General features: G+C 68.2%; 20 protein-coding genes. 12 read left to right on the top strand and 8 right to left on the bottom strand.

Annotated elements, in window-relative coordinates; genetic code table 11:
• Nucleotides 1-44: 44 nt before the first annotated feature.
• From CFB39_RS16910 to CFB39_RS16885, 6 genes are all read left to right on the top strand, one after another.
• Nucleotides 45-1,673 (top strand): ABC transporter substrate-binding protein, encoded by a 1,629-nt coding sequence (locus tag CFB39_RS16910; RefSeq protein WP_046544223.1) that lies wholly within the window; start codon nt 45-47, stop codon nt 1,671-1,673.
• A gap of 117 nt (nt 1,674-1,790) precedes the next feature.
• On the top strand, nt 1,791-2,801 hold the full coding sequence (locus tag CFB39_RS16905) for an ABC transporter permease subunit (RefSeq protein WP_089461761.1): 1,011 nt from the start codon (nt 1,791-1,793) through the stop codon (nt 2,799-2,801).
• Nucleotides 2,802-2,805: 4 nt separating this feature from the next.
• Complete coding sequence (locus tag CFB39_RS16900) at nt 2,806-3,723, top strand: ABC transporter permease subunit (protein ID WP_089426534.1); 918 nt, start codon at nt 2,806-2,808, stop codon at nt 3,721-3,723.
• A gap of 2 nt (nt 3,724-3,725) precedes the next feature.
• A complete protein-coding gene (locus tag CFB39_RS16895) occupies nt 3,726-4,724 on the top strand; it encodes an ABC transporter ATP-binding protein (RefSeq protein WP_089426533.1) in 999 nt (332 codons plus the stop codon).
• Nucleotides 4,721-5,737: a peptide ABC transporter ATP-binding protein gene (locus CFB39_RS16890; protein ID WP_039354810.1), complete on the top strand. Its 1,017-nt coding sequence runs from the start codon at nt 4,721-4,723 to the stop codon at nt 5,735-5,737. The genes CFB39_RS16895 and CFB39_RS16890 overlap by 4 nt, the downstream gene beginning before the upstream one ends.
• Nucleotides 5,730-6,875 carry a TraB/GumN family protein gene (locus tag CFB39_RS16885; protein ID WP_089473705.1) on the top strand — a complete coding sequence of 382 codons (1,146 nt, stop codon included), beginning with the start codon at nt 5,730-5,732 and terminating at the stop codon, nt 6,873-6,875. The genes CFB39_RS16890 and CFB39_RS16885 overlap by 8 nt, the downstream gene beginning before the upstream one ends.
• A gap of 560 nt (nt 6,876-7,435) precedes the next feature.
• On the opposite strand, the gene pxpA is transcribed toward CFB39_RS16885, so the two are convergent.
• The 3 genes from pxpA to pxpB all read right to left on the bottom strand — a co-directional run bounded on the left by pxpA (nt 7,436) and on the right by pxpB (nt 9,994).
• On the bottom strand, nt 7,436-8,200 hold the full coding sequence (gene pxpA, locus CFB39_RS16880) for a 5-oxoprolinase subunit PxpA (protein WP_089473704.1): 765 nt from the start codon (nt 8,198-8,200) through the stop codon (nt 7,436-7,438).
• A 73-nt stretch (nt 8,201-8,273) separates the two neighbouring features.
• The gene (locus CFB39_RS16875) at nt 8,274-9,341 is read right to left on the bottom strand and encodes a biotin-dependent carboxyltransferase family protein (protein WP_089473703.1); all 1,068 of its coding nucleotides are present in this window, start codon (nt 9,339-9,341) and stop codon (nt 8,274-8,276) included.
• On the bottom strand, nt 9,338-9,994 hold the full coding sequence (pxpB, locus tag CFB39_RS16870) for a 5-oxoprolinase subunit PxpB (protein ID WP_089426529.1): 657 nt from the start codon (nt 9,992-9,994) through the stop codon (nt 9,338-9,340). Before pxpB ends, CFB39_RS16875 begins: the two co-directional genes overlap by 4 nt.
• A gap of 148 nt (nt 9,995-10,142) precedes the next feature.
• On the opposite strand from pxpB, the gene CFB39_RS16865 reads away from it, so the two are divergent.
• Nucleotides 10,143-10,655, top strand: coding sequence for a winged helix DNA-binding protein (locus CFB39_RS16865; protein WP_027788908.1), 513 nt, complete (start codon nt 10,143-10,145; stop codon nt 10,653-10,655).
• Between the two features lie 74 nt (nt 10,656-10,729).
• On the opposite strand, the gene CFB39_RS16860 is transcribed toward CFB39_RS16865, so the two are convergent.
• Entirely contained in the window at nt 10,730-11,338 is a 609-nt protein-coding gene (locus CFB39_RS16860; RefSeq protein WP_089426528.1) for a 5-formyltetrahydrofolate cyclo-ligase, read from the bottom strand.
• Nucleotides 11,339-11,346: 8 nt separating this feature from the next.
• Between CFB39_RS16860 and CFB39_RS16855 the strand changes: the two genes are divergently transcribed.
• The 4 genes from CFB39_RS16855 to CFB39_RS16840 are packed head-to-tail and all read left to right on the top strand — an operon-like array spanning nt 11,347 to nt 16,249.
• Nucleotides 11,347-13,299 carry a lytic transglycosylase domain-containing protein gene (locus tag CFB39_RS16855; protein WP_089473702.1) on the top strand — a complete coding sequence of 651 codons (1,953 nt, stop codon included), beginning with the start codon at nt 11,347-11,349 and terminating at the stop codon, nt 13,297-13,299.
• Between the two features lie 57 nt (nt 13,300-13,356).
• Nucleotides 13,357-14,316, top strand: coding sequence for a complex I NDUFA9 subunit family protein (locus tag CFB39_RS16850; RefSeq protein WP_089473701.1), 960 nt, complete (start codon nt 13,357-13,359; stop codon nt 14,314-14,316).
• A gap of 47 nt (nt 14,317-14,363) precedes the next feature.
• Nucleotides 14,364-15,011: a glutathione S-transferase family protein gene (locus tag CFB39_RS16845; RefSeq protein WP_089441217.1), complete on the top strand. Its 648-nt coding sequence runs from the start codon at nt 14,364-14,366 to the stop codon at nt 15,009-15,011.
• Nucleotides 15,008-16,249, top strand: a complete 1,242-nt coding sequence (locus CFB39_RS16840) for a multifunctional CCA addition/repair protein (protein ID WP_089473700.1) — start codon at nt 15,008-15,010, stop codon at nt 16,247-16,249. Before CFB39_RS16845 ends, CFB39_RS16840 begins: the two co-directional genes overlap by 4 nt.
• Nucleotides 16,250-16,322: 73 nt before the next feature.
• Here CFB39_RS16840 and CFB39_RS16835 read toward each other — a convergent pair whose 3' ends face one another.
• A complete protein-coding gene (locus CFB39_RS16835) occupies nt 16,323-17,108 on the bottom strand; it encodes a helix-turn-helix domain-containing protein (protein ID WP_089473699.1) in 786 nt (261 codons plus the stop codon).
• Nucleotides 17,109-17,543: 435 nt separating this feature from the next.
• Here CFB39_RS16835 and CFB39_RS16830 point away from each other — a divergent pair, with 435 nt between their 5' ends.
• Entirely contained in the window at nt 17,544-19,394 is a 1,851-nt protein-coding gene (locus CFB39_RS16830; RefSeq protein ID WP_089473698.1) for a M24 family metallopeptidase, read from the top strand.
• Nucleotides 19,395-19,413: 19 nt separating this feature from the next.
• On the opposite strand, the gene CFB39_RS16825 is transcribed toward CFB39_RS16830, so the two are convergent.
• From CFB39_RS16825 to flgM, 3 genes are all read right to left on the bottom strand, one after another.
• Nucleotides 19,414-20,769: an SGNH/GDSL hydrolase family protein gene (locus tag CFB39_RS16825; protein WP_089473697.1), complete on the bottom strand. Its 1,356-nt coding sequence runs from the start codon at nt 20,767-20,769 to the stop codon at nt 19,414-19,416.
• A 166-nt stretch (nt 20,770-20,935) separates the two neighbouring features.
• Nucleotides 20,936-21,376, bottom strand: coding sequence for a flagella synthesis protein FlgN (locus CFB39_RS16820; protein WP_089431819.1), 441 nt, complete (start codon nt 21,374-21,376; stop codon nt 20,936-20,938).
• 69 nt (nt 21,377-21,445) lie between these two features.
• Nucleotides 21,446-21,775 carry a flagellar biosynthesis anti-sigma factor FlgM gene (gene flgM, locus CFB39_RS16815; RefSeq protein WP_089426519.1) on the bottom strand — a complete coding sequence of 110 codons (330 nt, stop codon included), beginning with the start codon at nt 21,773-21,775 and terminating at the stop codon, nt 21,446-21,448.
• Nucleotides 21,776-21,813 lie beyond the last annotated feature (38 nt).

Raw genomic sequence — 21,813 nt, 5'->3', positions numbered from 1 at the left:
CGGCCCCTGGCGGGCCGGTTCCGATCTGGAGACCTGGAGGAAACATGGAATACAACCGTCTGTTGCACACCCTGCGTGTTACCGCCATTGCAGGCGTGGCAGCGGCATCGCTCGGCGTCGCGGGCTCTGCATTCGCACAGATTCCGAACAAAACGCTCGTCTACTGCTCAGAAGGCAGCCCGGCGGGTTTCGATTCCGCGCAATTTACGACCGGCGTCGATTTCACCGCCGCCACGTTCACCGTCTACAACCGCCTCGTCGAATTCGAGCGCGGCGGCACGAAGGTCGAGCCGGGCCTCGCCGAGAAGTGGGACGTGTCGCCGGACGGCAAGGTGTACACGTTCCATCTGCGCCACGGCGTGAAGTTCCACACGACGGACTTCTTCAAGCCGACGCGTGAATTCAACGCGGACGACGTGCTGTTCACGTTCCAGCGCATGCTCGACCCGAACCAGGCGTTCCGCAAGGCGTACCCGGTGTCGTTCCCGTACTTCACCGACATGGGCCTCGACAAGCTGATCACGAAGGTCGAGAAGGTCGATCCGTACACCGTGAAGTTCACGCTCGCCGAGCCGAATGCGCCGTTCATCCAGAACATGGCGATGGAATTCGCGTCGATCCTGTCGGCCGAATACGGCGACCAGCTGATGAAGGCAGGCAAGGCCGCCGACATCAACCAGAAGCCGGTCGGCACGGGCCCGTTCATCTTCCGCAGCTACACGAAGGACGCGACGATCCGATTCGACGGCAATCCTGATTACTGGAAGAAGGGCGAAGTGAAGATCTCGAAGCTGATCTTCTCGATCACGCCGGATCCGGGCGTGCGCGTGCAGAAGATCAAGCGCAACGAATGCCAGGTGATGAGCTATCCGCGTCCGGCCGACATCGCGACGCTGAAGGCCGATTCGAACGTCGACATGCCGTCGCAGGCCGGCTTCAACCTCGGCTATCTCGCGTACAACGTCGAGCACAAGCCGGTCGACAAGCTCGAGGTGCGTCAGGCACTCGACATGGCGATCAACAAGAAGGCGATCCTCGAGTCCGTCTACCAGGGCGCAGGCCAGGCCGCCAACGCGCCGATGCCGCCGACCCAATGGTCGTACGACAAGAACCTGAAGATGGCGCCGAACGACACCGCGAAGGCGAAGGCGCTGCTCGCGAAGGCCGGCTTCCCGAACGGTTTCGAGATCACGCTGTGGGCGATGCCGGTGCAGCGCGCGTACAACCCGAACGCCCGCCTGATGGCCGAGATGATCCAGGCCGACTGGGCGAAGATCGGCGTGAAGGCGAAGATCGTCACGTACGAGTGGGGCGAGTACATCAAGCGCGCGCACTCGGGTGAGCAGGACACGATGCTGATCGGCTGGACGGGCGACAACGGCGATCCGGACAACTGGCTCGGCACGCTGCTCGGCTGCGAAGCGATCAAGGGCAACAACTTCTCGCACTGGTGCTACAAGCCGTTCGACGAGCTGGTCCAGAAGGGCCGCACGACGACGGGCCAGGACGCGCGGACGAAGCTCTACATGCAGGCTCAGCAGATCTTCGCGCAACAGCTGCCGTTCTCGCCGATCGCGAACTCGACGGTCTACCAGCCGGTGCGCAAGACCGTGGTCGACATGCGTATCGAGCCGCTCGGCTATGCCCGCTTCGACGGTGTGAGCGTGAAGTAACGCATCCGGCGTAAGCTGTCTACGAAGACCGAGACCGGCTAATTCATCCGGCGGCGGGAGGCCAAAAGCTTCCCGTCGCCGGTCGCACATTTCCCACAAGAAAATACGAGACGCATCATGTTCACATTCGTGTTGCGCCGCGTGGGCATGGTGATCCCGACTTTCATCGGCATCACCATCCTGGCGTTTGCGCTGATTCACCTGATACCGGGCGACCCCATCGAAGTGATGATGGGCGAGCGCGGCGTCGATCCCGCGATGCATGCGGAGGCGATGAAGCGCCTCGGGCTCGACCAGCCGCTGCCCATGCAGTACATCCACTACATCGGCCGGGCGCTGCATGGCGACCTCGGCACGTCGATCATCACCAACACGAGCGTCGCGGGCGAGTTCTTCGCGCGCTTCCCGGCGACCGTCGAGCTGTCGCTGTGCGCGCTCGTGTTCGCGCTCGCGGTCGGGCTGCCGGCCGGCGTGATCGCCGCATTGCGGCGCGGCTCGGTCGTCGACCATGGCGTGATGGGCACCGCGCTCACCGGCTATTCGATGCCGATCTTCTGGTGGGGGCTGATCCTCATCATGGTGTTTTCGTCATATCTCGGCTGGACGCCCGTGTCGGGGCGCATCGCCGTCGAATACGATTTCCCGCACCCGACGGGCTTCATGCTGATCGACGCGCTGCTCGCGCCGGATGAAGGCGCGTTCAAGTCGGCGGTCAGCCACCTGATCCTGCCCGCCATCGTGCTCGGCACGATCCCGCTCGCGGTGATCGCGCGGATGACGCGCTCGTCGATGCTCGAAGTGCTGCGCGAGGACTACATCCGCACCGCCCGCGCGAAGGGGCTGTCGCCCGCGCGCGTGGTCGTCGTGCATGCGCTGCGCAATGCGCTGATCCCGGTCGTCACCGTGATCGGCCTGCAGATCGGCACACTGCTCGCGGGCGCCGTTCTGACCGAGACGCTCTTTTCGTGGCCCGGTGTCGGCAAGTGGCTGATCGATGCGATCGGCCGCCGCGACTATCCGGTCGTCCAGGGCGGCATCCTGCTGATCGCGACGCTCGTGATCGTCGTGAACCTGGTCGTCGACCTGCTGTACGGCGTGCTGAATCCGCGCATCCGCCACACGAGGTAATCCCATGAGCAATCTGCAAAATACCCTGCCGACCGAATCCGCGCCGGCCGGCGGCCGTGCGCTCGCGCTGCGCGAGTTCTGGGCCAACTTCTCGCGCAACCGTGGCGCCGTCGGCGCCGGCATCGTCGTGATCGTGCTGATCCTGGTCGCGCTGCTCGCGCCGCTGCTCGCGCCGCACAGCCCGGTCGAGCAATACCGCGACTTCGTGAAGATCCCGCCCGCGTGGCTCGAAGGCGGCAACTGGAAATTCATCCTCGGCACCGACGAAGCAGGCCGCGACATTCTTTCGCGGCTGATGTTCGGCGCACGGATGTCGTTCTGGATCGGCTTCGTGTCGGTCGTGCTCGCGCTGATCCCCGGCATCGTGCTCGGGCTCGTCGCCGCGTTCTTCCAGAAGTGGGCCGACACGCCCGTGATGCGCATCATGGACGTGCTGCTCGCGCTGCCGTCGCTTCTGCTCGCGGTCGCGGTCGTCGCGATCATCGGCCCGGGCCTCACCAACACGATGTTCGCGATCGCGATCGTCGCGCTGCCGGCCTACGTGCGCCTCACGCGCGCATCGGCGCTCGGCGAGCTGCAGAAGGAGTACGTGACGGCGTCGCGCGTGGCCGGTGCCGGCACGCTGCGCCTGATGTTCTCGCAGGTGCTGCCGAACTGTACGGCGCCGCTGATCGTGCAGGCGACGCTCGGCTTCTCGTCGGCCATCCTCGACGCGGCCGCGCTCGGCTTCCTCGGCCTCGGCGTGCAACCGCCGACCGCCGAGTGGGGCGCGATGCTGGCCTCCGCGCGCGACTACATCGACAATGCGTGGTGGATCGTGACGATGCCGGGCCTGTCGATCCTGATTTCGGTGCTCGCGATCAACCTGCTCGGCGACGGGCTGCGCGACGCGCTCGATCCCAAACTGAAACGGATGGCGTGAACATGAGCCAAGATCTTCTGACCATCCGCAATCTCGCGGTGAATTTCAACGGCCTGCCCGCGGTCGACCGGATCAACCTGTCGATCGCGCCGGGCGAGGTGGTGGGCGTCGTCGGCGAATCGGGCTCGGGCAAGAGCGTGACGATGATGGCGCTGATGGGCCTGATCGACGCGCCGGGCAAGGTGACGGCGGACGAAGTCACGTTCAACGGCGTCGACCTGCTGAAGGCGTCGCCGAAGGCGCGCCGCAAGATCGTCGGCAAGGACATCGCGATGGTGTTCCAGGACGCGCTGACGAGCCTGAACCCGAGCTATACGGTCGGCTACCAGATCAAGGAAGTGCTGAAGCTGCACGAGGGCTTGCGCGGCGACGCGCTGCACCGGCGTGCGCTCGAACTGCTCGACCAGGTCGGCATTCCCGATGCGAAGAACCGCATCGCGTCGTTCCCGCACCAGATGTCGGGCGGGATGAACCAGCGCGTGATGATCGCGATGGCGGTGGCGTGCAACCCGAAGCTGCTGATCGCCGACGAGCCGACCACCGCGCTCGACGTGACGATCCAGGCGCAGATCATGGACCTGCTCGTGAAGCTGCAGAAGGAGCGCGGGATGGCGCTCGTGCTGATCTCGCACGACCTGGCCGTGGTGTCGGAAGTCGCGCAGCGCGTGGCGGTGATGTACGCGGGCGAGGTGATCGAGACCAACCGCGTGCCCGACATCTTCCGTGCACCGCATCATCCGTACACCGAAGCGCTGCTCGCGGCGATTCCCGAGCACAATCAGGGGGCGCGTCGCCTTGCCGCATTGCCCGGCATGGTGCCGGGCCGCGATGATCGCCCGTCCGGGTGCCTGTTCGCGCCGCGCTGCAAGTACGTCGTCGACGACTGCCGCAAGGCGCGGCCGGCGCTCGACACGCTGGTGCCGGCCAACGATGCGATGCGCGCACGCTGCATCAAGCCGCTCAACGTTTCCAACCTCGACCTGACGGGAGGTGCACGATGAATGCAGTCAATCAAACGCCTCGCGTGTCGCACGACGAGGAAGCCGTGCTGGTGGCCGACGGCCTCGCGAAACACTATTCGGTGAAGCGCGGGATGTTCGGGCAGGGCACGGTGAAGGCACTGAACGGCGTGTCGTTCTCGCTGAAGCGCGGCAAGACGCTCGCCGTCGTCGGCGAATCGGGCTGCGGGAAGTCGACGCTCGCCCGCCAGCTGACGATGATCGAGACGCCCACCTCGGGCAGCCTGACGATCGACGGCAAGAACGTCGCCGGCGCCAGCCGCGAGACGGTGGCCGACCTGCGCCGCCGCGTGCAGATGGTGTTCCAGAACCCGTTCGCGTCGCTGAATCCGCGCAAGACCGTCGAGCAGACGCTTTCCGAGCCGCTCGAGATCAACGCGAACCTGACCGCCGCCGAACGCGCGCAGCGCATCGCGCAGATCATGCGCACGGTCGGCCTGCGGCCCGAGCACGCGAAGCGTTATCCGCACATGTTCTCGGGCGGCCAGCGCCAGCGGGTCGCGATCGCGCGCGCGATGATCCTCGATCCGCGCATCGTCGTGGCCGACGAGCCGGTGTCCGCGCTCGACGTGTCGATCCAGGCGCAGATCCTGAACCTGTTCATGGATCTGCAGGAGCAGTTCAAGACGAGCTACGTGTTCATCTCGCACAACCTGTCGGTGGTCGAGCACGTCGCGGACGACGTGATGGTGATGTACTTCGGCAGCGTCGCGGAGCTGGGCGACAAGGCGACGATCTACGCACGGCCGCGCCATCCGTACACGCGCGCGCTGATGTCGGCGACGCCGGCGATCTTCGAGGAAGACCGCCGCGTGCAGATCAAGCTGCAGGGCGAACTGCCGTCGCCGCTCAATCCGCCGTCGGGCTGCGCGTTCCATCAGCGCTGCCCGTATGCGGTCGAGCGCTGCCGGGTGGAGGAGCCGCAGCTGCGCGAGGTCGACGGCCGGCGCGTGGCCTGCCATCGGGCCGAGGAAGTCGGGGAGGAGAATGCCTGAGGTGTTGGCGGCGCGCGCGTCCGGCGTGCGCCGTGCGGGGGCAAGCAGCGCGCGCGTGATGCGCGCGTACCGCTACGCGCGGCGCTGGAGCGTGCGTACCGTCACGGGCGCGGCGCTGGCCGGCGCGTGCGTGGCGGCCAGCCTCGTGGTTCCCGCCGAATCCGCGCGCGCCGAAGGGCGCGCGCCGGCCACTTCACCGATCCATCCGTCGCAAGTCCCGCCGCCCGGCATGAGCCTGCCGGGCTTTCATGCGCCTGCCGTGTCGAACGGCACGGTTTCGAGCGGCTCCGTGCGCGTGCAGCCCGCCCGCATGCCGTTCTACGTTGCAACCAAGGGCAAGGTCACGCTCTACGTGCTCGGCACGCTGCACACCGGCGACCCGTCCGACTACCCGAGCGTGCAGCCGTTCCGGCCGCGCATCCTCGCGGCGCTCGCCGCGTCGCCCACCCTGGCGCTCGAACTGTCGCCCGACGACCTGCTCGAATCGCAGGACGACGTGTCGAAGTACGGCGTCTGCCGCTACCCGTGCCTGCAGCGCCTGCTGCCCGAGCCGCTGTGGCAGCGGCTCGCGGCGCGCCTGCGCGGCAACCCGGCGGCGCTCGTCGAAATCCGCAAGATGCGGCCGTGGCTCGCGGCGCTCGTCGTCGAGACCTACGATTCGCTGTCGGCCGGCCTGCAGACGGAATACGGCACCGAGGCGCAGCTGCAGAACGTGTTCCTGAAGAAAAAGGGCGGCCGCGTGATCGGGCTCGAGACGCTCGCCGAACAGATGCGCGCGTTCACCGGGCTGACGCTCGCCGAGCAGCGCGAGATGCTCGCGCAGGACATGGTGCAGACGCCCGCGCAGAACGCCGACGACATCAAGGCGCTGCATCGACTGTGGCGAATTGGCGACGCCGATGCGATCTCGGCATGGGCGGTCGCGAAGAGCGAACGGCTCGCGCGGTCGAAGGCGTTGTCGGACGCGATCGACAACAAGATCGTGTACGAGCGCAACCGGCGCTTTGTTGCACGGATGACGGCAATCGCCGCGCCGAACCGGCCGCTGTTCGTCGCGATCGGCGCGCTGCACCTGGGCGGCCCGCGCGGCGTGCTCGAATTGTTGCGTCAACAAGGTTACAGGGTCGACGCGAACTGATCGCCGTCACCGCGCCCGAACCGATCCTCCCCTGTTTGATCGACGTTGTGCGAGCGGCTCAAACGCCTGGTTGGGCACGCGATTCGATAAGGAAAACCCTCGAATCATCAGAAAATAGCGTTTCAAACGATTGACATCCCGATCTGCCAATATCTATTCTTCGATCCACAAGTTGAAAAAATGAAAAGAATAGAAAAAGTTCTACGGGGTAGCAGAAAATAAAGCGCGGGGTTAGCGCGTTGCCGGCACGTGGTGCACGTGCCGGCCGCGGAAGTGTCTGCATGTACGGCGGGGCCAATCATCGTCGGACAACAACAAGGCATGCAGGCCGACTTGCGGGATAAGCGACGTTCCGTCGTCCCACCGGGGAAAGGCAGTAATCGGGCGGCGGCGGACGTTTTTTAATCCGGAATGGTTTTCCGGTCACCGTCGCAAGACGGTTTCGGGGGGCGAATCGACAGACGGCGAAGCCGCAGCGATTGTGCCAACGGAAAAGCGCCACGAGGGCGCTTTTTTCTTTTGTGCGACCGATCGTGCGTCCGCCGGCGCGATCGGCCGGATCAGGCGCGTTCGTCCGCCTGCAGCATCCCGGGCGCGACCACGTCGACGCCCACCGCCTCGAGCGCGGCGCGAATCCGTTTCGCGAATACCAGCGCGTGCGGCCCGTCGCCGTGCAGGCAGACGGTCTGCGCATTGAGCATCACCCACTCGCCGCCGATCGCCCGCACCTGCCGGCTGCGCACCATGTCCAGCGTGCGCGCGATCATCGTGTCCTCGTCGTCGATCAGCGCGCCGGGCTGGTTGCGCGGCACGAGCGATCCGTCCGCGCGGTAGCCGCGATCGGCGAACACTTCCTCGACCGCGGCGAGCCCCGCGTGCCGCGTGGCCGCGACGAACACGCTGTTCGCGAGCCCGAACACCGCGAGCGACGGGTCGAAATCGCGGATCGCGGACACCACCGCATCGGCGATCAGCGGGTCGCGCGCGGCCTGGTTGTACAGCGCGCCGTGCGGTTTCACGTGCGCGATGCGCCCGCCCTCGGCCTGCGCGATCGCCGACAGCGCGCCGAGCTGGTACAGCACGCCCGCGTAGATGTCGCTGGCCGGCAGCTGCATTTCCTTGCGGCCGAAATTCTCCGGATCGTGAAAGCTCGGGTGCGCGCCGATCGCCACGCCTTTCTGCACGGCCCAGCGTACGCAGTCGCGCATCGCGTTCGCACCGCCCGCATGCCACCCGCATGCGATGTTCGCGGACGTCACGAGGTCGAGCAGCGCCTCGTCCGAACCGCATCCTTCGCCGAGATCGGCATTCAGATCGATTTGCATGATGTTCCTCGTCCACTGATTGCGTGGCCCGTTTTCTCTACTGCGACTGCCTTCGGTACCGCTACCGCCATTGTCACGCCGCGCGCGACTCGGCGCGGCGGCGCGCTTCCTCGCGCATGTCGATCGCCACGTCGATCTGCCGCAGATACGCACGTTCCGCGGCCAGCGCGGCGCGCGCGGCGTCGGGTGTCGTGCGCACGAAGCGGATCGGCAGGTTGAGCCGCGCCTGCGCGAGTTTCCACAGGTCCGCACGGATCACCGTGCCGATCTTCGGGTAGCCGCCGGTGGTCTGCGCGTCGTGCATCAGCACGATCGGCTGGCCGTTCGGCGGCACCTGGATCGTGCCGGGCAGCACCGCGTGCGACAGCAGCTCGGCCGGCCGTTCGCGCACGAGTTCGACACCGGCGAGCCGGTAGCCCATGCGGTTGCTGTTCGCCGTGACCAGCCATTCCTCATCCCAGAACGCCTGCTGCGAATCGGCGGCGAACGACGCGTAGTCGGGGCCCGGCAGCACGCGCACCGGCATCGCCCACGGCGCATGCGCGGGGCGGTGACGGCGCGGCGGCTCGTCGACGCGCACGAACCCGCACCACGCCGGCGCCTTGACGCCGAATTCGGGCGCATCGGCCGCGAGGCAACCCATCCCGGCCGGAAGCACGCCGACCGGGAGGCGATCGCCGTCGCGCAGCGCGCGGCCGCCGAGGCCGCCGAAGCGCGATGCGAGATCGGTGCTGCGCGAGCCGAGCATCGGCAGCACGTCGATGCCGCCGGCGATGCACAGGTAGCCGCGCATCCCGCGTTTCGCGGCGGGCAGCACGAGCGTCTGCCCGGCCTCGACCGGCAGGCTCCACCATGAATATACGCGCTGGCCGTCGAGCGTCGCACCGAACTCGGTGCCGGTGATCGCGATGCGGGTCGCGCGCGTGAAGCGGAAGGCGGCCGGGCCGATCGTGATCTCGACGCCCGCCGCATCGGGGCGGTTGCCGACCAGCCGGTTGCCGACTTCGAGCGCGAGGCCGTCGAGTGCACCGCCCTGCGCGACGCCGAGATGGCGCGCGCCGCGGCGCCCGAGATCCTGCACGGTGGACAGCGGGCCGGCCCGCACCACTTCGATGGTGCCCGGTACGGTGCTCTGGGTCATCGTGCGTCGACTCCGGCAATGGTGAAGCGTACGCGGTCGCCGGGCAGCAGCAGCGTCGGCTGCGGCCGCGCCGGATCGAACAGCACGTGCGATGTACGGCCGATCAGTTGCCAGCCGCCGGGCGACGTGGCCGGGTAGATGCCCGTCTGCGCGCCGCCGATGCCGACCGAGCCGGCCGGCACCTCGAGGCGCGGCGCCGCGCGGCGCGGCATGTGCAGCGCGGCGTCGAGCCCGCCGAGATACGCGAAGCCCGGCTGGAAGCCGACGAAGAACACGACGTAGGCGCCGGCCGCGTGGCGCGCGACGACTTCGTCGGCCGACAGGCCGGTATGCGCGGCGACGGCCGGCAGATCGGGGCCGGCGGCGCCGCCGTATTCGACCGGGATCTCGACCTCGCGGCCGTCCGCGTGCTCGACGTCGGCCGTCTCCCACGCGTCGCGCAGCGCGGGCGTGAGCGACTCGGCCGTCGTGGCGAGCGCGTCGAATACGATCGTCAGGTTGTTCATGCCGGGCACGACGTCGATCACGTCGGGCCACGCGCGCGCGGCCTCGGCAACGGCCCAGACGCGGCGCTGGCAATCGAGCGTGGCGGGCGGCGGCACCTCGCAGACGAGGGCGGCATCGCCGAGCGGATAAAAGCGGGGTTGCGTCATCGGACTGGCACGGTTCGGACGGCAATGTTAGCGCACATTGTCAATAAAATATCGACAACTTCCCAATAAGCGTTTTCGCCTAGCCCGTATGTCGGGGCTTCTGGCGTACACTCGGCACACCCTGTCATCCGGCTTGCTCCGCCTTTCCATGAAGCGTCCTGCGACCAAGATCGTGTCATCCGAACACCTCGTTTCCGATTCGAGCGCGGAGCTGTCGGAACTCGAATACGGCCTCATCATGGCAGGCAATGCTTTCAATCGGTGGATGGTGCGCTGCATGTCGGCGGCCGGCGCGAAGGACATGACGGCGGTCGAGGTGTCGCTGCTGCATCACGTCAGCCATCGCGAACGCAAGAAGAAGCTCGCCGACATCTGCTTCGTGCTCAATATCGAGGATACGCACGTCGCGACCTATGCGCTGAAAAAACTGATCGCCCGCGGCTATGTGAAGAGCGAGAAGAACGGCAAGGAAGTGTTCTTCTTCGCGACCGACGCGGGCCGCGACCTGTGCCTGAAGTACCGCGAGGTGCGCGAGCACTGCCTGATCGAGACGCTGAAGGACAGCGGGCTCACCAACGAGCAGATCGGCGACGCGGCGCAGTTGCTGCGCAACGCATCGGGCCTGTACGACACGGCCGCGCGCGCGGCGGCGTCGCTGTAAACGGTTGCGCCGCGGCTGGCGCGCGGCGGTGCGCTGACGGGCGTGCGACGACGGATGCGGCGCCGCACGCCGCGTCATCCGGCGGCCGGGTACAGCGCGCCGTCGGTCACGATCCAGTGCAGCGCGAGATCGTGCGCTTCGGCCGGCAGTGCATCGACGCGGCACGCTTCATACGCGATGCCGACCGTCACGGGCAGCTCGCTGCCCGGCCAGGCGGCAAGCGTGCGGTCGTAGTAGCCGCCGCCGTAGCCGAGCCGGTAGCGCTGCAGATCGAATCCCACACAGGGAATCAGCAACAGGTCGGGCACGACGACGATTCCCGACGCCGGTTCCGGAATCCGGTGATGACCTTCGCGCATCGGCGTGTGCGTGTCCCATGCATGGAACTCGAGCGGCGTGTGCCTCTCGTCGATCACGGGTAGCGCAGCCTGCCTGCCGGCACCGGCCGCGCACCACGCGAGCACGGCCTCGCGCGCGTCGAATTCCCCCGGCAGCGGCCAGTAGAACCCGACCGTGCGCGGCGCGAGCCGGTCGAGCAGCGTGCGCAGCCGCGCATCGAGCGCGGCATTCGCGGCGGGTTGCGACGCGGCGTCGCGACGCGCGCCGGACAGCGTTTTGCGTAGCGCAACCTTCGGGTTCGGCACAGGGTTGCGTGCTATGCTTTCGCTCACTTCGTGCTCCATTCAAAACGATGTCGAACAGCCTTTTCCGAGTATATCGCGCGGTCGCGCTCACACTTTCGGCCGCCGCGCTCGTCGCGGGGACGGCTGCGTGCGCCGCACCGAACGACGATACGGTCGCCGGGGACGACCAGACCTTCGTGCAGCTTCGTGAAGCCGCGCGTCGCAACGACGCCGCGAAAGCCGCGCAGCTCGCGTCGATGATCCCGAACTATCCGGTACCGTCCTACGTCGAGTATTTCCAGATCAAGCCGCAGTTGTTCGATTCGACGGGCCGCGCGCGCGTGGACGCGCCGGACGCGCCCGTGCAGTCGTTCCTGCAGCGCTACGACGGCCAGGCGATCGCCGACCGCCTGCGCAACGACTACCTGCTCGTGCTCGGCGCGCGCCACGACTGGCGCAACTTCGACGAGCAATACAAGCGCTTCGTGCTCGACGACGACACGCAGGTCAAGTGCTATGCGCTCGAATCGCGCGCGGCGCGCGGCGAGAACGTCGCCGAAGCGGCGCGTGCGCTGCTCGTCGAGCCGAAGAACTACGGCGACGCGTGCGTCGACCTGATCACCGCGCTCACGGTCAACCAGCAGTTCACGAGCGACGACGTGTGGCAGCAGGCGCGCCTCGCGTACGAGCAGAACTACACGACGCTCGGCGGCAAGATCGTCGACGCGCTCGGCCCGCGCCCGGTCGGCTTCGACCAGGCGACGAGCGCGCCGCCGCTGTACCTCGCGCGCGGCGTCGGCCCCGACGCGACGTCGCACCAGATCGCACTGATCGCGCTCAGCCGCATGGCGCGCAACGATCCGGACGCCGCCGCCGGGATGCTGACCACGATCGCGCCGTCGCTGACCAAGCAGGAGCAGGCGATCGCGTGGGGCGCGATCGGCTACCAGGGCGCGATCAAGCGCTCGCCGCTCGCGTCGGTCTGGTACGCGAAATCGACGAATGCGCCGCTGTCGAACCCGGGCTACGAATGGCGCACGCGCGCCGCGCTGCTCGCCGGCAACTGGCCGATGGTGCGCTGGTCGATCGAGCAGATGCCGCCGTCGCTGCGCGACGATCCGGCCTGGATCTACTGGCATGCGCGCGCGCTCAAGCAGAGCGGCGACACGCTGCAGGCGAACCAGGAATTCGAGCAGGTCGCGGGCCAGTTCAACTTCTACGGGCAACTCGCCGGCGAAGAGCTCGGCCAGCGCACGACGATCCCGCCGCGCACGAAGGTGAGCGACGCCGAGATCGACGCGATGAGCAAGATTCCGGGCTTCGCGCTTGCCCAGCGTTTCTACGCGCTGAACCTGCGCCTCGAAGGCAACCGCGAATGGAACTGGCCGCTGCGCGGGATGACCGATCGCCAGCTGCTGGCCGCGGCCGAATACGGCAAGCGCGTCGAGCTGCTCGACCGCACGGTCAACACGGCCGACCGCACGAAGGCCGAGCACGACTTCACGCTGCGCTACCCGTCGCCGTACCGCAACATCGTCGAGCGCTATGCGCAATCGACGGGCCTCGACACCGAATGGGCGTACGGGCTGATCCGCCAGGAATCGCGCTTCATCATCAGCGCGCGTTCGTCGGTGGGCGCGGGCGGCCTGATGCAGCTGATGCCGGCCACCGCGCAGATGGTCGCGAAGAAGCTCGGCATGGGCACGATCTCGCGCGCGCAGATGCACGACATCGATACCAACATCCAGCTCGGCACCTGGTATCTGGCGGACATCTACAACAACTTCGACAGCTCGCCGGTGCTCGCCACGGCCGGCTACAACGCGGGCCCGGGCCGGCCGCGCCAGTGGCGCCAGGTGTTGACGCAGCCGGTCGAAGGCGCGATCTTCGCAGAAACGATTCCGTTCAACGAGACGCGCGACTACGTGAAGAACGTGCTGTCGAACACCGTCTACTACGCGGCGCTCTTCGAGGGCAAACCGCAGTCGTTGAAGAAACGTCTAGGCATGATCTCGCCCTGATACGCAATCTTCACACTGCCGCGCGAGACGCGGCAGTGTTCTTTTGAGGCTCACGACATGGATCGCCAGACCGTCGCGCTGCTGGGCGGCACCGGCTTCATCGGCAGCCGGCTCGTCAATGCGCTGACCGAATCCGGCAAGCAGGTACGGATCGGCACGCGCCGGCGCGACCACGCGCGCCACCTGCAGATGCTGCCGGTCGAAATCGTCGAGCTCGACGCGCTCGACACGCGCACGCTCGCGCGCTTCGTCGCCGGTGCGCACGCGGCGATCAACCTGGTCGGCGTGCTGCACGGCGGCCGCGGCACGCCGTACGGGCCCGGCTTCGAGCGCGCGCACGTCACGCTGCCGGCCGCGCTCGCGACCGCCTGCACCGAGGTGGGCGTGCAGCGCGTGCTGCACATGAGCGCGCTCGGCGCCGATTCGCATGGCGCGAGCATGTACCAGCGCTCGAAGGGCGACGGCGAGGCCGCGCTGCATGCGATCGCGGCGACCGATTCGCTCGCGCTGACGATCTTCCGCCCGTCGGTCGTGTTCGGCCCCGGCGATGCGTTCCTCAACACGTTCGCGAACCTGCAGCGCTCGGTGCCCGTGCTACCGCTCGCGATGCCCGACGCGCGCTTCCAGCCGGTGTTCGTCGGCGATGTCGTGCGCGCGTTCGTCAACACGCTCGATCTCGCGGCCGCACACGGCAAGACCTACGAACTCGGCGGCCCGACCGTCTACACGCTCGAGCAGCTGGTGCGCTATTGCGGCACGCTGGTCGGCCGCCAGGCACGCATCGTGCGGCTGCCCGACGCGCTTGCGCGGCTGCAGGCGAACGTGTTCGAATGCCTGCCCGGCGAGCCCGTGCTCACGCGCGACAATCTCGCGACGATGTCGGTGCCGAACGTGCTGTCGGGGCCGCTCGCGCCGGAGCTCGGGATCTCGCCCGCGAGTCTCGAAAGCATCGCGCCCGCGTATCTCGGCCAGGCCGCGCAGCGCTCCCGGTTCGACTGGTTCCGCTCGCGCCGCTAGGCCGGCAACGTCATCCTTTCCACCTTCGCGTTTTCCGGAACACCGTCATGAAACTCGTCATTGGAGACAAGAACTACTCGTCGTGGTCGATGCGCCCGTGGCTGCTGCTCGCGCATTTCGGCATCCCGTTCGACGAGATCGCGATCGAGCTGCGCCACGATGACACGGCCGCGCGCATCCGCGAGTATTCGCCGTCCGGCAAGGTGCCGTGCCTGATCGACGACCACGGCGTCGCGATCTGGGATTCGCTCGCGATCGCCGAGACGCTCGCCGAACGCTATCCGCAGTTTCCGATGTGGCCGGCCGATCCGCTCGAGCGCGCGCATGCGCGCTGCGTCGCGGCCGAGATGCATTCGGGCTTCGCGGCGCTGCGCACGCAGATGGGCATGAACGTGCGCGCGTCGATGCCGGGGCGCGGCGCGACACCCGACGCGCTCGCCGATGTCGCGCGCATCGATGCGCTGTGGAGCGCGTGTCTCGAGGCGTCGGGCGGGCCGTTCCTGTTCGGCGAATTCGGCATTGCCGATGCGATGTACGCGCCCGTCGTGATGCGCTTCAACACGTACGCGCCGGGCCTGTCGCCGGAAGCGGCCGGCTATGCGGCGCGCGTGACGGCGCTGCCGGCCGTGCAGCGCTGGATCGATGCCGCGCGCCGCGAAACGAACGTGATCGCCGAATACGAGCCGCAGCCATGAACATCTACGCAGTAGGCGGCGCCATCCGCGACGAACTGCTCGGCGTGCCCGTGCAGGACCGCGACTACGTGGTGGTGGGCGCGACCCCCGAGCAGATGGCCGCGCAGGGGTTCCGGCCGGTCGGCAAGGATTTCCCGGTATTCCTGCATCCGCGCACGCAGGAGGAGTACGCGCTCGCGCGCACCGAGCGCAAGACGGCGGCCGGCTATCACGGCTTCCAGTTCCATTACGCGCCGGACGTGACGCTCGACGAGGACCTCGCGCGGCGCGACCTGACGATCAACGCGATGGCGCGCGAGGTGAGCCCGGAGGGAGAGCTCGTCGGGCCGGTGATCGATCCGTTCGACGGGCAGGCCGACCTGCGCGCGCGCGTGTTCCGGCATGTGAGCGACGCGTTCGTCGAGGATCCGGTGCGGATCCTGCGGATCGCGCGCTTCGCCGCGCGGTTCGCGGATTTCACGGTCGCGGACGAAACGCTCGCGCTGATGCGGCGGATGGTCGACGCGGGCGAGGTCGACGCGCTCGTGCCCGAGCGCGTGTGGCAGGAAATCGCGCGCGGGCTGATGGAAGCGAAGCCGTCGCGGATGTTCGCGGTGCTGCGCGAGTGCGGCGCGCTCGCGCGCATCCTGCCCGAGGTCGATGCGTTGTGGGGCGTGCCGCAGCGCGCCGACTACCACCCGGAAGTCGACACGGGCGTGCACGTGATGATGGTCGTCGACTATGCGGCGAAGCAGGGTTATTCGCTGCCGGTGCGCTTCGCGGCGCTCACGCACGATCTCGGCAAGGCGACGACACCGGCCGACGTGCTGCCGCGCCACGTCGGCCACGAGGGCCGCAGCGTCGACCTGCTCAAGCCGTTGTGCGAGCGGCTGCGTGTGCCGAACGAATGCCGCGATCTCGCGCTGGTCGTCGCGCGCGAGCACGGCAACCTGCATCGCGTGATGGAGATGGGCGCGGCCGCGCTGGTGCGGCTGTTCGAGCGCAGCGACGCGCTGCGCAAGCCGGCGCGTTTCGCCGAGATGCTGCAGGCATGCGAATCGGATGCGCGCGGGCGGCTCGGGCTCGACGCGCAGCCGTATCCGCAGGCCGAGCGGCTTCGCGTCGCGCTCGCGGCCGCGCGCAGCGTCGATGCCGGCGCAATCGCGCGCGGCATCGGCAACGATACGGAGAAGATCAAGGACGCCGTGCATCGCGCACGGATCGAGGCCGTCGCGCACGCGCTCGAGATCGGCGAATAGGGGCGGCGAATAGGGGCGGCGAATAGGGCCGGCGGGAAGGGCGCGCGCCTTGCGTCTGCCTCCCCGGCAACCGTTACGACTTCTTCTTACGCGCCGGCTTCGCGGCCGCCGGGCGTTTGCCGGCGGATACGCGCGGCTTGGCCGCGGCCTTCTTTTCCTTTCCCGCCGCGCCGGCGTCGCGCTCGCGTTCCGCCCGCCTGGGCGCCGGCCCACGGCGGCTCACGCGCGGCTCGCCCGGCGTCGCACGTGCGGCGCGCGCCGGTTTACCGACGTCCATCGTCGCCGACACGAACCCGGCGCCACGGTCGTCGAACAGCGGCAGCGTGCCGACCGCGATCACCTCGGCCGGCCCGTCGCCCACGTTGGCGACCCGATGCCGCTTGCGCGCGTCGAAGTGCAGCGAGTCGCCGGGCGACAGCGGGTAATCCTTCTTGCCGACCGTGTAGCAGATCCGGCCGGCCAGCACGTACACGAATTCGTCGCCGCCGTGCGCGACCCATTCCGAGCGGTAGCCTTCCATCATCTGCACCTTGAGCGCGTTGATCTGGCTGCCGTCGAACGTGGTGGAGAGGCGTTCGTACCACTGCGACCTGGCGTCGAGCGCGTACGGCTTGCGGCGGCCCTCGTACGAATCGGGCTGGGCCTGGCGCGGCTGGTCGATCAGCGCGCCGAGCGGCACGCCGAGTGCCTTCGCGACGTTGACGAGCGACGACAGCGAGATGCCCGTGAGGTGGCGCTCGACCTGGGACAGGAACCCGACCGACAGCTTCGCCTCGGTCGCGACTTCCAGCAGCGTCTTCTTCGCTTCCCGGCGCAGGCGGCGAATGCGCTGGCCGATACGCATGATGTCTGAATCCATGAATCTCTTTCGTGACAACGAGTCGGGAGGCGAGCGGACGGGCGGTGCAGTCGCCGGACGGTGATTTCCGCGCCTCGCACGAAGCACGGCCGTCGGGGCGGCGATGCCGGCGCATTGTACCGCGCCGTGTCGCCGGGCGAATTCATGTGGCGTTGTGCCGGGATGCGCAGGCGCCGCGCCGATTTTAGCCCTACGAAAATTTTAGCTTGACCTCAATTTCGGCGTGTTCTAGATTCTGTCGCGCGTATCAAAAAAAGTTAAGTGGGACGAAAATTTTTTCAAGGACTGCTGCCGGAACGGCACGGCGGTCCGGCGCCGTGCCGCGCCGGGCCGAACGTCCACCTGCAGCGGCGCCGTGCCGCATCAGGCCTGCCTCGGGCCTGCACCCCGCCGCGTCACCGCCGGCCGCCGACAACAATGCATAACGGGCTTCCGATGATCGATCGACTGAAATACAGCTTCTCCGGCCTTCCCCCGTACGACGCATCCGTCGTCGACACGCAGGCGGCCCTGTCGCGCCTGCTCGATGCGGCGCGGCTCGACGCGGTGCTGGTCACGTCGCAGGACGAATACGTGACCGAGTACCTGCCGCTCGCCAACAATCCGCGCTATGCGGTGTCGGGTTTCGACGGCTCGGCCGGCTGCGGGATCTTCCTGAGCGCGGCGACCGCGCAGGCGCTCGATCTGCCCCCGTTCGTGCTGTTCGTCGACGGCCGCTATCACCTGCAGGCCGAGCAGCAATGCGATCCGGCGCGCGTGCGCATCGAGAAGCTCGGGATGAACGTGACGATCTGGCAGGCGATGGCCGACTGGCTGGTCGCGCACGGCAGCCGGCTCGCGCGGGTCGGCTACGACGCGCGGCGGATCAGCGTCGCGCAGCGCGATCGCCTGTTCGAACGGACGCAGGCCGCGTCGCTCGACTGGACGAGCCTCGTCGACCGCGAGATCGATCGCGCGATCGACTTGCCGGGCTGGGTCGTCGAGCGGCCGATCTTCGAAGTGCCGGAATCGGCGACCGGCCTGAGCGTCGCGCAGAACCTCGACACGCTGAACCGCCGGCTCGCCGCGCATACCGGCGCGCCGGACGGCAAGACCGCGTTCTTCACCTGCGCGTCGGACGATCTCGCCTATCTGCTGAACAGCCGCGGCTATCACATCCCGAATGCGTCGTCGCACCTCGGCTTCCTGTTCGCGGTCGGCGGCCAGGTGGCGTTGTTCCTGCCGGAAGGCTGCGACCGCTGCGAGGTCACGCTCGCGTCGTATCCGGCGCTGCACGTGATCCGGCGCGATGTCGCGGCGCTCGAGCGCTTTCTCGCGCAGTTCGACGTCGAGCACGTGTGCTACGGCTTCGAGTCGGTGAACTGCGCGCTCGTCGACGCAGTGAAGCGGGTGTGGCCGCACGCGCGGCAGGCCGACTTCAACCCGGTCGAGGCGATGCGGGCCAGCAAGACGCCGGCGGTGCTCGACCAGTTCCGCGACGCGTTCGCGCGCAGCTCCGCGGCGATCGCCGAGACGATGCGCTGGGCGAAGGCCGGCGAGCCGGGCACCCGCCATACCGAATACGATCTGGCGCGCACGATCAACGACGCGTACGGCGCACGCTCGGCGGTGGCGCTGACGTTTCCGTCGATCGCGGCGAACGGCGCGAACAGCGCGTTCGCGCATTACACGGCGGCGAGCGCCGACGTCGAGCTGACGGAAGGCGAACTCGTGTTGCTCGACAGCGGCGCGTACTACGAAGCCGGCTTCGCGACGGACTGCACCCGCGTGGTGCTGCGCCGGACCCGGCCGGAAACGGTCGCGCAGCCGTGGCAGCGCGAGATCTACACGGTCGCGCTGAAGGCCTGCATCAAGGGGCTCGTCACGCGCTTTCCGAGCACCGCGAAGGGCGGCGATGTCGATGCGCTCGTGCGGCAGGTGTGCCGCGACCACGGCCACGATTTCGGCCACGGCACCGGGCACGGCGTCGGGATCCACGTGCACGAGGGCGGCGTGCGGTTCGCGCCGGGCGCGCAGTACGGGCTCGTGCCGAATGCGGTGATCTCGGTCGAGCCGGGCATCTATGTGCCGGGCAAGGGCGGCGTGCGGATCGAGAACATCGTGATCATCCACCGGGACGACGCGCAGCCGGACACCGTCACGTTCGAGAACATCGTGACGGTCGGCTACGACTGGGACCTGATCGATCTCGACCTGCTCGACGACGACGAGCGCGCGTACCTGCGCGACTACGAGCGGCTGTGCGTGGAGCGCGGCACGCAGGTCACCGCGTGTCCGCTGCTGTAGGCACGGCCGCCCGCGCCGGTCAGTTCAGCAGGCGTGCCCGCACGAACGGCGCGATCCGCTCGGCGAGCCACGCGTGCGTGCGCGTGGTCGGGTGCAGCGTGTCCCAGAACACGAAGCGCGCCGGGTCGCGGCAGTCCGCACGCGGCGTCTGCGCGCTCAGGTAGGTGAGCGACGACGGTTTCGGGATGTCGAGGCATGAACGCTTAGCATCGTCGAAGCCGTACTGGGCCGGGTGGCTCAGCAGGTCGTCGAACAACGCATACGCATCGAATACCTCGAGCCGCAGCGTCGCGCCGTAGCGGGCGCGCAGCGCGGCGGCCGCGTCCGCGAGGCGCTGGTTGTAGTCCTTCACCTGCGCGGCCACGCTCGCGGTGTCGGTGCGGGTCGCGAACACCGGCGCACGCGACACGTCCGGCAGCGTGACGAGCATGATCCGCGTCGCGCCGGCGGCGGCGAGCCGCTCGAGGCTGTCGCGCACCGCATTCGCCGCCTGCTCGGGCGAGCGCCCGTAGTTCACCAGGTCGTTGCCGCCCGCGAACACCGCGAACAGCGTGTTGGCGGGCCGGTAGTCCGGCGCGCGATCCATGTATTCGCGCCACGAGTCGATCTGCTGCATGAGGCCCGGCACGACGAGGTACTGGTCGGTCGCCGCGCCTCCGATTGCCCAGTTGTAGAACGGCAGCCGCAGCGTGTTGGCGAGATATTCGGCCCACACCGGGCCGTTGCTGAAGCGCCCCGCATTCCAGCTCGTGCCGTTCGGCAGCTTCCACTGGCTCGCGTTGAACATGTTCTGCGTGTCGGACAGGCTGTCGCCGAACACGATCAGCTTGTTGACGCGCGCGTCCTGCTGCGCGGTGTCGATGGTCCACACCGTGTAGTTGAACGACAGCGCGTTGTTCGCCGCGACCGCCTGCACGAGCTCGGTCCTGATGCCTTTCGCGGCCAGCGTCTTGCGGCACACGTCGGCGAGCGTGTCCTGCGGCGTCGTGCTGTAGAACATGTTCTTCCACTGCGTGATGCCGTCCGCCCACCAGTAGCCGGACACGCGATACCAGTCGCCGCCGGCCGGGTTGCGCGCCCATTCGTAGGTCGCGGCCGGCTTCAGCGGGTCCGCGTCGATCCGGTACCAGCAACGCAGGTACGTGTAGGTGTCGGAGCCGCGGCGGGACGCGCGCGGCGTGGCGCCTGGCGGGCTCGATGCGGACGGCGGCACGACGTCGGGGCCGGCAGGCGACAGCGACATGTCGCCCGTCGGCGTGGGCAGCGGCGCGGGGCCGGCGGCCTGCGCGGCGGGGAGCGTCAAGGCGGCGCCCAGCGTGGCGACAGCGGACACGGCGGCGACGCGGGATGAAAACGGAATGCGGAAATATGGCATGCGGCCCTCTTCTGATTGTTGTGACGGGACGGCGCGCGGCTGCGCGACCGTGTATCGGAAGGGACCGTGGGTGCCGGGCTCGGGCCCGGTCTGTCGAAACGTGACGTGCCGCGAACGGCGGGGAGAGTACGGTGGCGGCGCGGCCGCCGATCAGTCAGTCAGTGCTTCAGCGCGTGAGGGCCGACACGCGGCCGTCGGCGCCGTAGATGCCGGCCGGCGCGGGCGCCGAGCGCAGTACCGCGAGCGCGCGCTCGTTGTAGTCCATCCGGATCCGGATCAGCATCCCGTTGTTCGCATTGGCCTGGCGCGCGCGTTCGGCGGACTGCTGCAGCAACTGCCAGCGGCCGGCGAGGCGGGCATCGCGCTCGGCGGCCTGGTCCATCCCCTTCTTGCCGGCCGGAAAGCCGAGTGCGGAAAGCTGGGTGTCGCGCGTGCGTTCGAGCTGCGCGAGCCGGTCGATCAGTTCGCTTTTCTTCTCGACGATCCCGGGCAGCATCTCGAGCGGCTGCGCCATCGTCAGCGCCTTTTCCTCGTACGCAAGCAGGGACGCGAACGCTTCGACCGTCGCGTGTTCGTCGTTGACCGTGGCCAGCAGCTCTTCTCTCATCGCGTCATGCTCGTCACGCCGGCGCGGGGAGCGCCGGCAAACCGGGGGGCGGGCCTCGCGAGGCCCGCTTCAGTTGCCCGGGCGCTGCTGCTGCAGCAACTCTCGGGCGGTATTCAATACGCCGTCGGCGATCTTGTTCGCGTCGATCGTCAGCGTGCCGTTGTTCAGCGCGTCCTTGATCGACTGGACCAGGCCCGTGTCGATATCGCCGTTGCCGGACGCGGATACCGAGCGCAACTGGCCGGACAGACCCGACAGGTTCACGCTCCGGTCGCCGCCGGTCGACCCCGCATCGGCCGCCTGCGCGGACGAAGACGAGGCCGTGCCGGATTGCGCACGGGTCGCGCCGTTGCCGGTCGGCGCCAGGGGGCTCGGGTTCGGAGTGGAATCGATCTTCACGATGGGTTTCCTGTTCGGTTTGACCCAGATAACGGCCG

This window comes from Burkholderia sp. AU6039 (assembly GCF_002223365.1).
GTDB lineage: Bacteria > Pseudomonadota > Gammaproteobacteria > Burkholderiales > Burkholderiaceae > Burkholderia.
The sequence above is the reverse complement of the archived record's forward strand: the minus strand, read 5'-3'. Positions and strand labels throughout refer to the sequence as shown.

Coding starts and splice junctions, on each gene's coding strand:
- CFB39_RS16910 (WP_046544223.1), top strand. CDS start 45: ATGGAATACAACCGTCTGTTGCACACCCTGCGTGTTACCGCCATTGCA.
- pxpB (WP_089426529.1), bottom strand. CDS start 9,994: ATGACGCAACCCCGCTTTTATCCGCTCGGCGATGCCGCCCTCGTCTGC.
- CFB39_RS16845 (WP_089441217.1), top strand. CDS start 14,364: ATGAAACTCGTCATTGGAGACAAGAACTACTCGTCGTGGTCGATGCGC.
- CFB39_RS16820 (WP_089431819.1), bottom strand. CDS start 21,376: ATGAGAGAAGAGCTGCTGGCCACGGTCAACGACGAACACGCGACGGTC.
- CFB39_RS16875 (WP_089473703.1), bottom strand. CDS start 9,341: ATGACCCAGAGCACCGTACCGGGCACCATCGAAGTGGTGCGGGCCGGC.
- CFB39_RS16905 (WP_089461761.1), top strand. CDS start 1,791: ATGTTCACATTCGTGTTGCGCCGCGTGGGCATGGTGATCCCGACTTTC.
- pxpA (WP_089473704.1), bottom strand. CDS start 8,200: ATGCAAATCGATCTGAATGCCGATCTCGGCGAAGGATGCGGTTCGGAC.
- CFB39_RS16865 (WP_027788908.1), top strand. CDS start 10,143: ATGAAGCGTCCTGCGACCAAGATCGTGTCATCCGAACACCTCGTTTCC.
- CFB39_RS16885 (WP_089473705.1), top strand. CDS start 5,730: ATGCCTGAGGTGTTGGCGGCGCGCGCGTCCGGCGTGCGCCGTGCGGGG.
- CFB39_RS16895 (WP_089426533.1), top strand. CDS start 3,726: ATGAGCCAAGATCTTCTGACCATCCGCAATCTCGCGGTGAATTTCAAC.
- CFB39_RS16855 (WP_089473702.1), top strand. CDS start 11,347: ATGTCGAACAGCCTTTTCCGAGTATATCGCGCGGTCGCGCTCACACTT.
- CFB39_RS16850 (WP_089473701.1), top strand. CDS start 13,357: ATGGATCGCCAGACCGTCGCGCTGCTGGGCGGCACCGGCTTCATCGGC.
- CFB39_RS16890 (WP_039354810.1), top strand. CDS start 4,721: ATGAATGCAGTCAATCAAACGCCTCGCGTGTCGCACGACGAGGAAGCC.
- CFB39_RS16830 (WP_089473698.1), top strand. CDS start 17,544: ATGATCGATCGACTGAAATACAGCTTCTCCGGCCTTCCCCCGTACGAC.
- CFB39_RS16840 (WP_089473700.1), top strand. CDS start 15,008: ATGAACATCTACGCAGTAGGCGGCGCCATCCGCGACGAACTGCTCGGC.
- CFB39_RS16860 (WP_089426528.1), bottom strand. CDS start 11,338: ATGGAGCACGAAGTGAGCGAAAGCATAGCACGCAACCCTGTGCCGAAC.
- CFB39_RS16900 (WP_089426534.1), top strand. CDS start 2,806: ATGAGCAATCTGCAAAATACCCTGCCGACCGAATCCGCGCCGGCCGGC.
- CFB39_RS16835 (WP_089473699.1), bottom strand. CDS start 17,108: ATGGATTCAGACATCATGCGTATCGGCCAGCGCATTCGCCGCCTGCGC.
- CFB39_RS16825 (WP_089473697.1), bottom strand. CDS start 20,769: ATGCCATATTTCCGCATTCCGTTTTCATCCCGCGTCGCCGCCGTGTCC.